This is a genomic window from Sphingomonas sp. CFBP 13733 (assembly GCF_014841795.1).
Lineage (GTDB): Bacteria > Pseudomonadota > Alphaproteobacteria > Sphingomonadales > Sphingomonadaceae > Sphingomonas > Sphingomonas aerolata.
The window spans coordinates 811,778-828,116 of the sequence record NZ_JACYUP010000003.1 but is presented as its reverse complement, the minus strand read 5'-3'; the positions used below and the strand labels follow the sequence as shown (position 1 = coordinate 828,116).

Annotated in this window: 7 protein-coding genes; 3 read left to right on the top strand and 4 right to left on the bottom strand. The window is 69.7% G+C overall.

Translation table 11 applies throughout. The features are described from left to right. Window positions 1–342: 342 nt before the first annotated feature. Window positions 343–1,290 (bottom strand): hypothetical protein, encoded by a 948-nt coding sequence (locus IFT71_RS12415; RefSeq protein ID WP_192141127.1) that lies wholly within the window; start codon window positions 1,288–1,290, stop codon window positions 343–345. A 210-nt stretch (window positions 1,291–1,500) separates the two neighbouring features. Further along, a complete protein-coding gene (locus IFT71_RS21485; RefSeq protein WP_244654881.1) occupies window positions 1,501–2,346 on the bottom strand; it encodes a hypothetical protein in 846 nt (281 codons plus the stop codon). 347 nt (window positions 2,347–2,693) lie between these two features. On the opposite strand from IFT71_RS21485, the gene IFT71_RS12405 reads away from it, so the two are divergent. Both IFT71_RS12405 and IFT71_RS12400 read left to right on the top strand, forming a co-directional pair. Next, window positions 2,694–3,455, top strand: coding sequence for a hypothetical protein (locus tag IFT71_RS12405; RefSeq protein WP_192141125.1), 762 nt, complete (start codon window positions 2,694–2,696; stop codon window positions 3,453–3,455). Then, window positions 3,452–5,515 carry a hypothetical protein gene (locus tag IFT71_RS12400; protein WP_192141123.1) on the top strand — a complete coding sequence of 688 codons (2,064 nt, stop codon included), beginning with the start codon at window positions 3,452–3,454 and terminating at the stop codon, window positions 5,513–5,515. The genes IFT71_RS12405 and IFT71_RS12400 overlap by 4 nt, the downstream gene beginning before the upstream one ends. 155 nt (window positions 5,516–5,670) lie before the next feature. Here IFT71_RS12400 and IFT71_RS12395 read toward each other — a convergent pair whose 3' ends face one another. Further along, window positions 5,671–9,117: an ATP-binding protein gene (locus IFT71_RS12395; protein WP_192141121.1), complete on the bottom strand. Its 3,447-nt coding sequence runs from the start codon at window positions 9,115–9,117 to the stop codon at window positions 5,671–5,673. Beyond that, window positions 9,117–10,370: a metallophosphoesterase family protein gene (locus tag IFT71_RS12390; RefSeq protein WP_192141119.1), complete on the bottom strand. Its 1,254-nt coding sequence runs from the start codon at window positions 10,368–10,370 to the stop codon at window positions 9,117–9,119. Before IFT71_RS12390 ends, IFT71_RS12395 begins: the two co-directional genes overlap by 1 nt. 71 nt (window positions 10,371–10,441) lie before the next feature. Here IFT71_RS12390 and IFT71_RS12385 point away from each other — a divergent pair, with 71 nt between their 5' ends. Further along, window positions 10,442–16,285 (top strand): DUF3320 domain-containing protein, encoded by a 5,844-nt coding sequence (locus IFT71_RS12385; RefSeq protein WP_192141294.1) that lies wholly within the window; start codon window positions 10,442–10,444, stop codon window positions 16,283–16,285. Window positions 16,286–16,339: the final 54 nt, after the last annotated feature.

Genomic DNA, 16,339 nt, shown 5'->3' with positions numbered 1-16,339 from the left:
GTCGGTTCGGCGCCAGCATCTGCCGACGCGGCGACCCTGGCAATATGCTACGACGTGGCCGACCCGCCTCCGGTCGCGCCCGAGACGTCGATCCGCGCAGGAGATTTCCTGGCCGCAGGCATCCGGGGGTGAGAGGGGACTGGCGGCGGACAGGAGCGCGCGCTGCCGCGGGTGATCCCCGGGACGGGATCGGCACCCGGGCGGCGTCGCCTCGCTGCCGTCCCTGAGGCCGCGGCCGCTGACACGTACTGACGGTCGCCGGAAGCAGATCTGGTCGCGCCCGTACCGTCATTCGTCGGCGGCCGCGCCCGTCAGGGCGACGGACGACGAAGTTCGACCGTGTCAGTCCAGCTGGCGGGTGTACGTGAAGGCCGGTACGAAGAAGATGCGATCGAAGTTCTGCGACGGATTGTTCGAGCGGTTGCGCACGTAGCTTGCGCCGACCTCCAGCGTGAAGTCGTTGACGATCTCCCTTCCCGTCTCGTCTCCGAACAGCAGTCGGCGCAGCTTGGGGATCGCCGGGGCGAAGTCGACGCTCAGGCCTGCGCTTGCACGACCGTCGCGCTGCCGTTCGTCGGACGGTGTCCTCAGGTCGGAGAAGCGCCTCTGCTCGAGCGCGGACACGAGCCGTATGTTGACGTCGCGGAGCGGAACGACCACTCGCGCCTCGACCTGCGGGGTCAGCCTGCGTCGCCCCTCCTGATCCGAGAGCGTGTACTGCACCTGCGGGGTGACCCGGAAGCCGACCGTGCGCTTCGGATTGCAGCCCAGGCCGGCAGCGATGATCCATCGGCGCCGACAGTGGAACCACACGGCGTTCTCCACTCGGGCGCCCAGACCGAAGGAGTTGTCGAAGAAAGCGTGGGATCCGAACGCGTCCTTGAACCCCAGGGACGGGGTGTAGCGGACGAAGGGCTCGACGCCGACCTTCCCGACGCTCGTGTAGCGCAGCGCCCGTCCATCCTCTCCGAAGGTAAGTCTGCGGCGCAGTTCGAAGCCGATACGGACCTGCGAGGACGGATCCCGGTCGTCATAGACCTGTGGACTGTACGCGATCAGTGGAACCGCCTCGAGGGCGATCGTGTCGGTCACCGGCCGGACGAGACGCACGGCGAGACGCACTTCGCTCTCGTCGACGGGCTGGTTCCCTCGGGACTCGAGAAGCGACTCGCCGAAGCGCGGAGAGAGTTCAAGCCGCAGCTCCGACTTCTCGTCCAACCTGGTCTGTGCGCCCGATGTACCGGACACGGTGCCGGCCATCAGTACTGCAACGAAACGAGAGATACGCATGCATCCTCCCTATACGACCCGCCGTTACTGTATGCGCGACCTGGTTCGTGATCCAGCGGGTCTTCGGGGTGCTCGTTCTCCTGGCGCATCGCCGGGACCCGCCGGGCCGGGTGCTGCCGGACACACGTTTACCTCTTCCGTCCGCGCCGTCGCGCGAGGGATCAGGGGCGTTTCGAACCACCCCGGAACACGGCGGATGCTCACCGCCGATCAGACGCTTTCATCGTTCGACGCGATCGAGGTTTCGCCCATGTACATGGCAGCTGCGGCTCTCACGTCTCCGGTCACGTCGCGAACGCCGGGCAGGGTCCAGACCGCATCGTCCAGCCTGAAGCGCCAGCCGTTCACGTGGCTGGTCCGCGAAGCCCTGCCCGCCACGACCGCATGGGGAATCACGGCGGCGCGTCGGACCGAGAAGTCCGCGTCGAACAGGATCGCGGCAAGATGGTCGAAGCTGCCGTCTGGCAGCCCACGCAGGACGCCGAGCTGCCGCTCGCCTGGAATGTTGTCGCGGAGCCTGCGAGCCTTGATCTGATATCTCGTGCCGGCACCGCATACGGCGTCGTGCCCAGCGCCGGAGTTCGGCGACAGCGTCCAGCCGAACGCGCATGCGAAGAGATGCTCGGCGTAGTCGCCGAGCGGCGCGTTGCTTGTCCGTACCACCTTCCGGCGGCGCAGCTCCTCGATGGCGGCAGCCTGCATCTGCAGAAGCTCGACGACGCCTGCGGACTGCATGAAGGCCCAGCGGACACCCGGCGAGGAACCCGTCTGCTCGCACACCGCCGGCTCGATCTCGTTCGGCCGCGTCCGCCTCGATCCGTAGACCTCCGCAGGTACGGCTCGTCTGAGACGGTTTCCGACGTTCATCCTCTGCTGACCTGGGTTGAGGTGCGCATACCTGTCGGCGTCTATGCCGTACTCCTGCGCGACCTGACGCATCAGATCGAGGTCGAGCGCGCCGTCGGGGCCCGTCGTGCGGTGCCTCAGCCAGAGATTGAACGGACCGTTCCGTGTCTCTGCCGCCCAAGCGTCCCGCTGCTCCCGGGTGAAGTGCATCCGTCCCGTCCCCTATGATCAGTTGATCGCCGTGGCATACCTCCGGCGGCTCCGGAAGAGCTACGCCCTTGGAGTCCTGCGGGCGCACGCCATTCATACTCGATAGCACGAACTTTCACTGGCGGGTCGCCAGCTGCCTTTTTCGACCGACGCCGGGGAAGTTCGTTCGACGCCCTAGTGCCACCGATCGCACGCTCGGGCGGCAGGCTCTCGAGGATGGACCGCTTCATGCGCCAGAGATTGCCAGCCGTTCCACTGACGGGACATCGACGATCCCGCACGCTGCAGGACCTCTCGTTTCCTTGCGGTAATTGCTTCCCTCGCCGGACTGCGCCACGACAATTCCGGTGAGTCTGTTCGACTATCTCCAGGCCTTCGATGCCGACGAGCTGGCGATGCCGCTGATGCACTCCACCGCGACCGCGATCGGTGCCCGGATCATCGTGCAGGGCGAACTTCGCACGCGAGGCTGCAGGGTATATGGAACCGACCTGCTTTACCTCTTCTACGGCCGTCCGGCGTTCAAGCCGCTGCCGGGCGCGGCACCCAGCGGCATTGCCGAGCACCTTCCTATGTGCCTGGTGCTGGACCCGGCACTGCTCGGTGACGCTCTGAGAATCCTGCCGTTCGACAGCGGCGGCTACGGTCGCTACGCCCCGCATATCGGTCCGCTGCTGGACCGCCCCGACTTCGAGCTGGGCCCTCGCGGCGATCTGCCCATGCGTCTGGTGCGTGCCTTCTTCGACAGCAACGGCAACTACTACCGGGCCAGACCGACCGCGCACGCCGACGGAATCTCCTTCGCGCACGAGGCTGCAAGAGCCTTCGCCCGCCTGAGCCGCGATCAGTCGATCGCGGACGACGACGATCGAAGGTCGACCATAGAAGTGCAGATCGCCAGGTCGGTCCCGCTGGCGGGGGCGCTGCGCGCGGTGGTCGCCCCGGCGTCGCTGCTGTCGGACCCGGTCATCGCTACCGCGCTGGCGGCGATGCCGAACGCCGTGCCGATCTCGTACGAGACCTATGGACGACACCAGCCGTCCGCCTACACCGGTCTCCTGTACGATCACGTCGCCAGGTACCTCGTATCGCAGAAGGTGATGTCGTGACGCTGGAAGTCCGCACCCTGTCCAGCTTCGTCGATCCCGGCGGCGCGATGCTCGGCTTCCTCGTGCCGCTGTTCAGCGACCGACGGTCGAACGCGCCGCTCGTGCAGATCATCGGGGAGGGGGGCACGATACGCGGGTTCGAGCCCTACGAGGTGCCCGACGCACCGAGCCTGCGCGCCCCCCATGTAGCCGTCCGCGACGGCGATCATGCCGTCCACGCCTTCGCATTCGGTCCGAACGACATCTTCGTCGTCACCGGGCCCGAGGGTCTGGAGGAGCTGACGCGCCGCATCGACGATCCCGTTCTGCTCGAGCGCCCAATGCTTGCAGTCGAGCTGGCCGCGTTCCTGCGCCGGGACGACCTGCTGCTCGAACGCGCCGTGGAGGTGCATCGGAGGCTACGGCAGACGTCCCGGCCCGCGGCCGACACATGGCGCGACCTCAGCGTCCTCACCACCGCGATCCGTCGGTGGCTGGTAGCTGCCCGACATCCGGCGTCGCGGCGCCTGGCCAGCTCGATCGTCGCAACCGCTCGGGATGGCGTGATCGAGATCTCGGGCCTGCCCCGCACGCTAGAGCCGGCGCGCGTCGAGGAGCTGAAGGGCGGGATGGCCAAACTGCTGGACGACTTCGCCGCCCTGTACCCGCACCCGGCCGGCGGATGGGACGTCATACTGACGCCCGCCCCGGTCAGGAGAGGGCTGGCGCCGGACGCCGCTGTGCTGGTCATGGCCCAAGAGGCGGTCAGCCACGACTGGCGGCCGGCTCTAGATCTGCAGGTCTTATGGAAGAACGGTCCCGAGTTCGCGCGGGCAGTCGAGGACACCAGGGCTCCGCTGTTCGTCGCCTACCAAGGCGGCGATCCAGAGCAGATGCGCCGCGCGCGGGGTGACTGGACGGTGCGGGACATGCACGGCTTGGCGATCGGCTCGTCCACCAGCGCGGCACGAGCAGCTGTCGAAAGGCAGCCCTGGCGGACGACCCATGTCGTCGCGCCCGGAATACGGGCGGGCGGCGCCGGTCGAGACAGAGGTATTCTCGCGGCGCTAGAGCTGGCGATTGCAGCCGAACTGGATCGGGTCAGAGCCGATCTGTCATGGCCGGTTGAGGCCGCCGTCCTTCTTCGTGCCCAGGGAACGGGACCGGACGCGCGCTCGGACGGCTGGGCCGCCCTCTACGACCGCTCCTGGTCGATGGGCCTGGCTCCCTGGCGGAGCCTTTGCCTCATGCCGTTTGGGGAAGACCCGGCGATAGCGACTGGCGTCGACTGGGCGGCCCACGCGCTGTTGGAGGCCGAGAGGGCGATCCGGGGTCCCGCAGTCGATCGGGTGATGGCGACGTCGCGCGCCACCGCAGCGATGCTCGTCGACTTGAGGCCTCGAACGCCCGATGACGTCTTCCGCCATCGAAGTGCGATAGTTCAGCTTCTTGAACGTCAGCACTGGTCGGCTGCCGACATCGATCAGGTCGGCAGGGACATGGCGATCAGGATAACCGGTGACTGCGGCGATCTGGACGTGCGGTTCGCCGAGCCCATCGGACGCGCCGCGCGGGAGGTCCATTATTCCGGAGACGGGTTTACGGACTTGAGGCGACTGAAGGGGCTGGTAGTGACCTGTGGCGCCACTCCGGCCAGCACCCTAGCGCAGCTACGCACCAGCAGCGAACTGGCCGTCGACGCACGGGACCTGATCGGAATGGACCCGCGGACCACGACGCCGCTTTCGGTGGTCGGGCATCAACTCAGGCGTATGGTTATGGGCCTGCACTCCCCGTCGCGGACCCGCTTCCTCGCGCTGGTGGTCAGGCAGGCCTACGAATACGGGCGCGTCCATGCCACCGAAGCTCCCGCTCTGGCGCAGGCACTGGACGATCCTGAACTGGGATCGCGAATGCATCTCACGGTCCGGACGACCTACCGGACGGAGGGCGCGACCGTGGCGCAGATGCGCCTCGTCGATCAGGCGAAGGGCAGAACCAGCCGCTTCGATCCGTCGGGTACGTTTCGCATGATCGTCACGCCGGACGAGGTGATCCTGGAGGATCGGCCTCCCCGCTAGGCTGCCTGCACGAGCAGCGACCTCTGATGGCCTGCTGTTCGACGATGCCGGATATTCGCGGCGTGCGATCCCAGCCAGTGACAGACCGTTCGCCCGCGCATCCTGCATCCCGGTCCCGGGTGTCCGGTCCGTGTAGCCGCCATCGGCTCCTGCCATCAGACCTGCCGGTCCAGGTCGCATCGCGAGTGGAGGTCGGCCCCGACCACGTCGCGGGCGAGATCGGCCAGATGCGCGTGGTGGGTGAAGAAGAGGACCTGCGTCGAGTCGGCGAGCTCGGCGAGCACCTCGAAGCCGGCGCGGGCACGGGCGTCATCGAAGTTGATGAAGAGATCGTCGGCGAGGAAAGGCAGCCGCGAGCCGGCCGCGACGGACTGCTCGACGGCCGCGAGCCTGAGGGCGAGGAAGAGCTGGTCGGCCGTACCGTCGCTCATGGCGTCCACGTCGATGGCCCGGCTTCCGTCCTCCGTGACCCCGAGAAGACGGGGCGTCAACGAGTCATGGTCGATCCTCAGATCCGAATAGCGGCCGAGCGTCAGGCGGCTGAAGAGCCCTCCGGCACGAGCGAGCAGCGGATCCTGCCGCTCGCGCCGGTGGCGCTCCACCGCCCAGCGCAGCGTCACGGCCTGCGACCGCCGGAGCAGATAGGCCTCCGCCTGCACGCCCATCTCGGCCCGCGCCTCCTCTGCCTCCGCGGCCGCGGCCGCCGCGCCGTCGCCGTGCTCGTCCAGCGTCGCGAAGGCAATGCGGGCGGCGCTCGCCGCCTCGGCCGCCGCCGTGACGCCCGCGTTCGCTTGGGCTAGCAGCGGCGCCAGGGTCGCCGACCGCGCCGCGGCGGCGTCCGGGTCGCTGTCGGCCCACTGCTCCTCAAGGACGTGGATGGAAAGGCCGTCGCCGGCCGCGGTGATCTCTGCGACAGCGGCCGCCAGCGCGTCGCGCTCGCCGCGGATGCGCCGCGACGTCTGTACCGCAGCATCCAGCTCCTCGATGGCGATGTTCCCGAGATCCTCCACCACCGGCCGCAGACCGTCCACCGCCGCCGTCCGGGTGGCGGCCGCGGCATCCATCTCTGCGGACCAGCGATCCCGCTGGGCTATCAGGTCTGCGCGCGCCTGGGACGCTATGCGCGCGGCAGTCTGCCGCTCGCGTAGCCGGTCGAGCGTTCCCTCACCCTCGCCGCCTATCTGCGCCCAGAGGTCCGCCACATCCTTCTCGAAGCGATGACGGTCCACCTCGATCCCGCGCATCCGCGCGTCCAAAGTCTCCGCCGCGTCCATCTCGGCACGAAGCTCCTCCACCAGGGCGAGAACGCCCTCACCGTCGGCGATCGCAAAGCCCGTGCCGGCTGCGGCCTGGACGTCGCGCCACTCGCCCTCGATCCGTACCCTGTCGTCGCCCCGCCGGCGGTTCGCCCTCGTCAGGTCGGCGATCGTATCGGTCAGCTGACGCATCTCGGCATGATCGTGACGGTACGCGAGCGCTTGGGCCTCGCCGGCGGCACGGCGTCTCTCGGCCTCCGTCAGGACGGACGCAAGACGGTCGTCTGGCGGCTGCCAGCCAGGCATCGACTCCAGCAGCGCTTTCCTCGACGCATCCCGGCGTGCGCCTTCCGCCTCCGCCTGCGCGGCCAGCCGGGCCACCGCCTCGGCCGCCTCGATCGCCAGCGATCGATCCGCCAGCCACCCGCGCAGCCGTGCAGGCTCGATGGCGGGAAAGCCGAGACCTTCAATGCGTTCGGTCCAGGCCGCAGTGGCGGTGCGCTTGGCGGCTTGCGCATCGTCGCGCCGCCTCGCAGCCTGTGCCCCTCTCAGCGCGACCTCGCCTGCCTGCCTGTCGAGCAGGCCGAGTTGCCCCGAATCGGCAGCGAATGCGAAGCGCCGGTCGGCCATGACGTCGGCCTCGTCCACGCGCGCTCGATAGTCATCTCCAGTCCTTGCGGGATCGCTCGGCGTCGCAGAACCGACCAGAGCGTCCCGCACTTCGCGCCATAGCGCCTCGCGCCGCTCGCGAGCCGCGGCCAGATCGGACGCCGATACCGCCTGCCCCCCTCCGGCGAGCGCGTGCCGGTCCAGCGCGACGCGTTCGAGCTCCTCCTCGACGCGCCGGACCTCCTCGGCGGCGATCCGGGCCGCCTCGGCCAGTCTCGCGAATTCGGTGTCGGCGGCGGCGATCTCGTCCTCGTGCAGCCCCGGCAGCCGTTCTAGATCCTCCGCCCCCCCGGTCCACGGCGCCAAGCGCGCCAGTGCTCGGCCTGCGGCTTCGCGCGCGTCCGTGGCGGCGCGGAGCGCGGCCGCATGCCGGACGTCCACGTCGTCGCCCAGGCGCCTGGCGGCGTCGACGGCAGCGATCAGAAGATCCAGGCCTTCGGTCAGCGGCGCGTCCGCCAGGCGCCGCTCCAGCGGCAGCAGCCGGGCGCGGGCGTCCTCTTCCGTCTCAGCCGCGGCCCGCAGCCCGGCGGTCGCCTCTGCGTACGCCTTCGCCAGCTCGCGCAGTCGGGTGACGGTTGCCCTGGCGGGAGGCGCGGCGTTGGACAGATCCAAGTCCGAACGCAGCTGTGCGACCCTCGCCTGCCTGGCTCGCCGCTCGATTGTCAGCCGCTCGAGATCGGTACTGCCCTTCGTCACCGCGCCACGTCGTTCGGCGAGATCGTCGATCGCGTCGGCCGCGAGCAGGGCCGCGGCGTCGTCCGGCACCTTGTCCAGCCTATCCTGCGCCTCGGCCTGGAGGGAGGCGGCCGCGGCCCTGTTCCGATCCGCCGCTGCGATGACGTCCAGTGCGGCGACGACGCGCTCCTCGCGGGCGGCGGGCATCGTCCCCGCGCCAACCGAACCCGCCAGCAGCTCGAGCAGCTCGGCACGCCGCCTCATGGCCGGAGCGATACGGCGTAGCCGCTCGATCCGGCCCTGCTCGGACAGGAAGGCGTCACGCTCGGCCTCGGCAGCACGTCGGGCGTCCTCGGCGGCCAGATGAGCGTCGCGGGCGTCGGTCCAGGCCTTCGGTCGCACCTGCCGGTCGCGCGCCGCCGTGCGGCTGGCCTCGTAGCTCCTCTCCGCCTGCGTGTAGGTTCTGTGCCTGGCGGCGCGAGGCGCCCAGATGGCATCCGCCTCCGCCTCCAGGGCCGCCAGCGCATCGACGACGTCGGTCATGCCCGAGCCGGCCGCGAAGAGCGCCTGACCCACGTCGTCGCGAGCCTGGACGATCGCGCGGCCGCCTTCGCGCAGACGCAGGTGATCCAGACTGAATGCGAGCCGGAATCGCTCGCGGGTCTGACCGTGGAGCATGGCGACAAGGGGGCCTTCGTCGATCTGCCTGTCGTCCCCGTCGACCAGCGATCCCGTGTTCGCTTTGCGCCGGCGGACGGCGAGGCTCTCCCCGTCCTCCTCGAGTTCGGCTCCGATCCTCAGAAGCGGATAGTCGAAGCGGAAGTTGTAGCGAGTCCGTGCCTCGAAGCCGAACAGCAGATCGGAAACGGCGGCCATGCTCGTCGTCTTGCCCGCCTCGTTGGGGCCGTAGATCACATGTAGATCCGGCGTTCCGGCGCGGAAGGCGAGGTCGCACCCCTCGAAGCGGCCGAACCGCTCCAGCGACAGGCGGCGGATGCGCATCAGCCAGCCCTTCCAAGCCGGACGAGCAGGCTCGACGCCGCAGCCTGCGCGACGACCGACCAGTCGCCCACCGAAGCGGCATGCCGCATGTCGTCCTCTTCCGGCGGCTGCGCCGCAGCGGTGGCGACGAGAAAGGGCGCCAGCTCCTGCGCGAGCGCCTCCTGTAGCTCTCCGTCGCCGGCGGCCGATGCGAGCAGCGCGGCCACGTCGTCCGACAGCTCGACCTGGGCCGCGGCCACAGGCGCGGACGTCCTGACCTGCACCTTCTCGATCCACAGATCGGGCGAGATCGCACCGGCGTGCGCGCGGGCATCGTCACGCAGCTGCGACGGCGAGTCCGCCAGCATCCCGGCGAGCGGCGTCGCGCCCGACAAGGTCACACGCGCGACCAGCCCGCGATCCGCCGTCTCCGCCGTCCGGGCCGCGGCAAGGGCTTCGCGCAGGCGGGCCTGGAGATCGTCCATCGTGTCGCATCCGTCACAGACGACGGCGACGCGGGCCCAGCGCAGGACGTCGAAGTGCACGGGCTCTATCGCCGAGATGACGCCGTCCGCCACGTCGACAAGGACGCCGCCCTTGGCGCCGGTCTCGCGGATGTTGCGGCCCTGGACGTTGCCAGGGAAGATCACCGGCGGATCCTCGCAGACCCGTTCGAAGGTGTGGACGTGGCCCAGCGCCCAGTAGTCATACCCCCGAGACTTGAGATCGGCGAGCTCGCAGGGCGCATAGGAGGCGTGCCCTGGCCTGCCGGAGAGCGAGGTGTGGAGTACGCCGATGTTGAACATGCTGGCGGCGGCCTCGGGATAGCGAATGGCAAGGTTGTCGGGCGCGGCCTGGTGCGCGAAGCTCCAGCCGTGGAGGGCGACGCCCAGTGCCTCGATCCGGAAGGTCTGCGGAGAGCGGCTGCCGAACCGGAAGACGTTGCCGGGCCATGGGAGGCTCTTCGTGACGACGGACGCCGCGTCGTGGTTGCCCTGCAGGACGTAGACCGCGATTCCCGCCTGCTCGAGCCGACCCATCTGGCGTGCTAGGTAGAGGCCCGTCCCCATGTCCCGCCAGTCGCCGTCGAACAGGTCGCCGGCGATGATCACGAAGTCCACCGCCGCCCTGCACGCGAAGTCGATCATGTTGTCGAACGCGCCGCGGGTGGCCGCACGGACGTCGTCGACCGGAAGCCCCTCGTAGCGTGCAAGCCCCGTCAGCGGACTGTCGAGATGGATGTCGGCCACGTGCAGAAAGCGAAAGCTGGTCATTCTTCTTCCATTTAGTTCGGCTTACGACCAATTTGGCAAGGAAAAGAAGCACAGGAGCCGCCGTCTTGAACATGATCGCCGACGTCGCGGCCAGTCCTCGAGAAGACCAACTGCTCATCGATGCGGTCATCGCACCCAAGCTGAGCTTCGCCACGCACCAGAACGACGTGCCGGTCATACGCGAGCTCAAGATCGTAAACCTTGGTGAGGCGACCGTCGAGAACGTCGTCCTGTCGGTGAGAGCCGATCCGCCGGTATTCGCTCCACGCGACTGGCGCTTCGACCGCATAGCGGCCGGCGGCGAGGTACGGGTCTCCCAGCGCGACATCGGGCTGGACGCCGGGCTCCTGCTCCAGCTGACGGAGGCCGTACGCGCTACTGTGACGCTGACGGCCACCAGCGCCGCCACGGGCGACGTCGTCGCCGAAAGGCGCGTACCCGTGGAGCTCCTCGCCCGGAACGAGTGGGGCGGATCGGGCGCGATGCCGGAACTTCTCGCCGCGTTCGCACTCCCGAACGACCCTGCGGTCGGACGCGTTCTGAAGGCCGCGAGCGAGGTCCTGCGCAGGGCCGGCAGACCCGACGGCATCGACGGCTACCAGTCGAAGTCCCGAACAAGGGTCTACGAGCTCGTGTCGGCGATCTGGTCGGCAGTCTCCGGCCTGCGCCTCACGTACGCGGAGCCGCCGGCGAGCTTCGAGGTCGAGGGACAGAAGGTCCGCACGCCCGGACAGATCGTCGAGGGGGGCCTGGCGACCTGCCTGGACAGCGCGCTCCTCTTCGCCGCGGCGATCGAGCAGGCGGGCCTATTCCCGGTGCTGGTGATCGTGGAGGGTCACGCCTTCGCCGGCGTATGGCTCCAGCCGCAGGAGTTCGCGACCCTGCTCGTCCCCGACGCCGCCGCGCTGCGCAAGCGCGTGTCGCTGGAGGAGCTCGTGCTGTTCGAGACGACGCTCGCGACGGGGTCGAGCCCGGCCGGCTTCGCCCGCGCGATCGCCTCGGCCTCTAGGCTGATCGACGAGGAGCACGAAGGCCGCTTCGTCGTGGCGGTCGACGTCCGTCGGGCGCGGATGCAGCGCATCCGGCCGCTCGCGATGACCGACGCCGGGGTGTCGGCCACGTCGGTCCACGGCGGGGACCCTTCGGCCGATCCCGCGGGCGATGCGCTCGAGGCTGCGCCGCCGCTGCCCGACTTCGACCTGGCGGAAGCCGACGTGGCCGAGGCTACGTCCGAGGGACGATTGGATCGCTGGCAGCGCAAGCTCCTGGACCTGACCACGCGCAACCGGCTGCTGCACGTCAAGCCCGGCGCCACGGCCATCCGGCTCGTCTGCCCGGATCCGGCGAGGCTCGAGGACGAGCTCGCCGACGGCCGCAGCTTTCGCATAGTCGGCGAACCGGACCTCGCGGGAGCGGCGGGGCGGGACGCCTCGCTCCATGCCGAGCGTACGGGCGTTGTGCTGGACGAGGCCTATGCGAAGGCCGCGCTCGACCGCGGCGAGCTGCTCTCGCCGGGTGATCCGGCGAACCTCGAGGCGCAGCTCGTCGAGCTCTACCGCAAGGCCAGGCTGGACATGGCGGAGGGTGGCGCCAACACGCTGTTCCTGGCGGTGGGCTTCCTGCTGTGGAAGAAGTCGGCGACCGACGCCAGCCAGTACCGTGCGCCGCTGATCCTGCTTCCGGTACGGCTGGATCGCCGTTCGGTGAGGTCCGGCGTCAGGCTTTCGATCCACGAGGACGAGCCTCGCTTCAACCTCACGCTGCTCGAAATGCTGCGCAGGGACTTCGACCTGGAGATCCCCGAGCTCGCCGGTCCGCTGCCGGCGGACGCGTCGGGCATCAACGTGCCCCGCGTGTTCACCGTCGTCCGGCGAGCGGTTCGCGACGCGGCCGGGTTCGAGGTCGTTCCGGACGTGGTGCTCGGCTCTTTCTCGTTTGCGAAGTACCTCATGTGGAAGGACCTGGTCGATCGCACCGACGTCCTCAAGGCGAACCCGGTCGTCCGTCATTTGCTCGAGACGCCGCGGGATCCGTACCCTTGCGATCAGCAGCCGCCGCGTCCCGAGGCTCTCGACGCTGAGGTGGCGCCAGGCGACCTCTTCACGCCGCTTCCGGCCGACTCCTCTCAGCTCGCCGCCGTGGTGGGATCGGCGCGCGGGTGCGACTTCGTGCTCGACGGGCCGCCGGGCACCGGCAAGTCGCAGACTATCGCCAACATAATCGCGCACAATCTCGCGCTCGGGCGCAAGGTGCTGTTCGTAGCCGAGAAGCGCGCGGCGCTCGAGGTGGTGCATCGACGTCTGGTGGCGCACGGACTGGGACCGTTCTGCCTGGAGCTGCACAGCAACAAGGCCTCCAAGCTCGACGTGCTGCGGCAGCTCGACGCGGCCTGGAGCGTCAGCGATGGATCTCCGCAGGCCGAATGGGACCGCCGTGCGGCGGAGCTCCGGACGAGCCGAGACGGGCTCAACCGGCTCGTGGCCGCACTGCATCGCCGGCATGGGAACGGCCTGACGCTGCACGCCGCCATCGGCCGGGTGGTACGGGACGGCGCGGCGGGCGGCACGCTCCGTCTGGCCTGGCCGACTTCGACGCGCCACGACGAGGCGCAGCTCGAGCAGCTGCGCGAGGCGGCACGCCGTCTCGATCTGCTGCGTCCCGCCGATCCCGCCGAGACGTCGCTGGTCTTGGTCGGCCGCACCGAGTGGTCGAACGCATGGGTCGCCGAGCTGCTGTCCGCGGCAGGCGGCCTCGAGACCGTGGCGGGCGAGATCGAGACGCGGCGCCAAGCCTTCCTGTCGCTTCTGGGGATCGAGCTGGGGCGTGACAGGCAAGGCCTCGCCGCGACCGCGGCGGTGGCGCGCGCCCTCGGCTCGGCTGCGGGTCACGATCTTGGCTTCGCGTTCGCGCCCGAAGCCGCCCGCTCCATCGAGCATGCGCGCGAGGCCCTGCCGGTCGTCGAGGAGTACCGGCGGGAGGCGGCGTCGCTGGGGGTCCGTTTGGAACCCGCCGAGGTTCGGGCGCTGCCGCTCGACGAGATCCAGGCGGAATGGCAGGCCGCCTGCGCCGCGATCTGGCCGCTGTCCATCTTCCGGCGCAAGGCGGTCGTCCGCCGGCTAGACCCGAACGGCGAGGCAGATCCGGACGTCGAGCTCCCCCGTCTGCGATCCATGCGCTCGATCATGGCCCGGCTCGAACCTCTCGGCGCAGCCGGCGCCGTCCCGGGCTGGTCCGGCGTCGATACCGACGTGGCGAGCATCGCCGCGCTGCTCGATGCCGCGGAGGGGTTGCGCGGCGCCGTTGTGCGTGCTGCGGATACGCCGGATCGGCTTATGTCGCTACGGGGATCGCTGCGCCGCCTCGTGACGGAGGGCAGCGATCTGCTCGGCGGTGACGGTGCGATTGGGCGAGCTGGCGCATCCTTCCTCGATGTTCACAAGCGTTTGGAGACGGCGCTCGAAGGCTTCCAGGCCGTGGCATCCTCTCCTTCGGCCCTAGACGGTGACGACCTGCCGGCGGCAGCGAAGGCCGCCGCCGCCGGTGTCGCCTCGCGCGCTTCGCAGCTCAACGGCTGGACGGCCTGGCGGCGTGCGCGGCAGGCTGCGCTGGATCTGGATCTCGGCGCTCTCGTCGATGCGGTCGAGGGCGGATCGGTCAGTCCCGGGGCTGCGGCCGACACGTTCGAGCTGGCCTATGCGCGGTGGTGGGCAGATGGCGTCATGGACGCCGAGCCTGCGGTCCGCGACTTCACGCTCGCCGAGCAGACGGACGCGATCACCCGCTTCCGCGACCTCGACCAGCAGTTCGCGAAGCTGACGCAGGCGTACATCCGGGCCAGGCTTTCGGGTGGGATCCCGCCCAGGGATGCGCAGACGCAGCCGCCCGGCTTCGGCGCGCTCGCCCACCAGCTGAAGCTCCAGAAACGGCACAAGCCGGTGCGGCAGCTCGTCGCCGAGATGGGGCCTGCCCTTACCACGCTCGCGCCGTGCCTGCCGATGAGCCCGCTGTCGATCGCGCAGTATCTGCCTCCGGACTCCGAGCCGTTCGACCTGGTGATCTTCGACGAGGCCTCGCAGATCACGCCCTGGGATGCGGTCGGCGCGATCGCGCGCGGCCGGCAGGTCGTCGTGGCCGGCGATCCCAAGCAGATGCCGCCGACGAGCTTCTTCGACCGCGGCGCGGGAGCCGAGGAGGACGACAGCGACGTCGAGAGCGATCAGGAGAGCATTCTCGAGGAATGCCTGGGTGCCCGTCTGCCGCAGCGCCGCCTTACGTGGCACTACCGGAGCCGCAACGAGAGCCTGATCGCCTTCTCCAACCACCGCTACTACGACGGCGATCTCATCACCTTCCCGGCACCGGTGACGAAGGACGTGGCCGTCTCCTGGCGCAGGGTCGCCGGCGCCTGGGCCAGAGGCAAGGCGCGCACCAATCAGGTGGAGGCCGAGGCCATCGTGGCGGAGGTGCTGGCTCGGCTCGCCGATCCTGCGTTCGTCGACGAGGCCGGCCGGCCGCTCAGCATCGCGGTCATCACTCTCAACGCCGAGCAGCAGAAGCTCATCGAGGACCTTCTAGACCGCGCCCGTCGCGGCCGGCCGGAGCTGGAGGCCTTCTTCTCCGAGGACGCCGCCGAGCCCGTCGTCGTCAAGAATCTGGAGACCGTCCAGGGGGACGAGCGCGACCTGGTGCTCTTGGGCATCGGCTACGGCCCCGAGACGCCCGACGCTCCGACCATGTCGATGAACTTCGGCCCGCTCAGCCGCCAAGGCGGCTGGCGCCGGCTCAACGTCGCCATCACCCGTGCACGCCGCGAGATGGTGGTGTTTACCTCGTTCGCCGCCGATCGCATCGACCTCAACCGGACCGGCGCGGAGGCCGTGCGCGACCTTCGCCATTTCCTCGAGTTCGCCGAACGTGGCCCGCGGGCCCTCGGCGAGGCGGTCATGGGATCGGTAGGCGGTTTCGAGTCGCCGTTCGAGCAGGCGGTGGCACGCGGCCTGCGCGAGCGCGGCTGGACGGCGGTGCCGCAGATCGGCGTCTCCAGGTTCCGGATCGATCTGGGCATCGTCGATCCCGAGTGTCCCGGCGACTATCTCGCAGGTGTGGAATGCGACGGCGCTTCCTACCACAGCGCGGCGACGGCCCGAGACCGCGACAAGGTGCGGGAGGGCGTGCTGTCAGGTCTCGGCTGGCGCCTGGTGCGGGTGTGGTCGACCGACTGGTGGCACGACGCCCCCTCGGCGCTGGACCGTCTCGACGCCGCGCTGCGCTCGATCCTCGATGAGGTGCGAAGCGCGCGGGCGGAGCGCGAGGCGAACCGCCCTGCACCGGCGGACGTTCCGGGCGTAGCGGATGCAGCACCGCTGGACGGGGATGGGAGCGAGCCGGAGGCGGAGCCGGTGGAGCAGCTGGGCGGCGACTATGCGAGGACCAGCTTCGCCGATCTGCAGGCGCGGATCGATCCTGCGCGATTCATGGAAGCTGCATACACGGCAGTCCTGCGTGACATGATCCTGCGCGTGATCGCGGCCGAGGCGCCGATACGGGACGATCTGCTGGTCGAGCGGATCGCCCGGGCCCACGGCTTCAGACGATCGGGCCGGGCGATCAGAGATCGCGTGATGACGCTGGCGCGGGCGTCGACGCACGTCGCGCAGGAACACGGGGGAACCGCGTTCGTCTGGAGCGACGCGACGGCCGCCTCGACCTGGGACATACCGCGCTTTCCCGCGACGAGCGAGGACATCCGCGATCTGGGCGACATCGCACTGCCCGAGCTGACGGCGGTCCTGCGCGGCTGCGGAGGCGAAGATCCGACGACAGAGGCGGCCCGCGCCCTAGGGATCCGACGCCTGAGCGCCTCCGGGCGGGAACGGCTGCGCCGGGCCGCGCCCGCGGAGGGCCACATCGCCTAAGACGACTGATTCGGCAACGCTCGCGCCGGGGACCGCCGCGCTGGACGCTGCGGC

Coding starts and splice junctions, on each gene's coding strand:
- IFT71_RS12415 (WP_192141127.1), bottom strand. CDS start 1,290: ATGCGTATCTCTCGTTTCGTTGCAGTACTGATGGCCGGCACCGTGTCC.
- IFT71_RS21485 (WP_244654881.1), bottom strand. CDS start 2,346: ATGCACTTCACCCGGGAGCAGCGGGACGCTTGGGCGGCAGAGACACGG.
- IFT71_RS12395 (WP_192141121.1), bottom strand. CDS start 9,117: ATGCGCATCCGCCGCCTGTCGCTGGAGCGGTTCGGCCGCTTCGAGGGG.
- IFT71_RS12390 (WP_192141119.1), bottom strand. CDS start 10,370: ATGACCAGCTTTCGCTTTCTGCACGTGGCCGACATCCATCTCGACAGT.
- IFT71_RS12385 (WP_192141294.1), top strand. CDS start 10,442: ATGATCGCCGACGTCGCGGCCAGTCCTCGAGAAGACCAACTGCTCATC.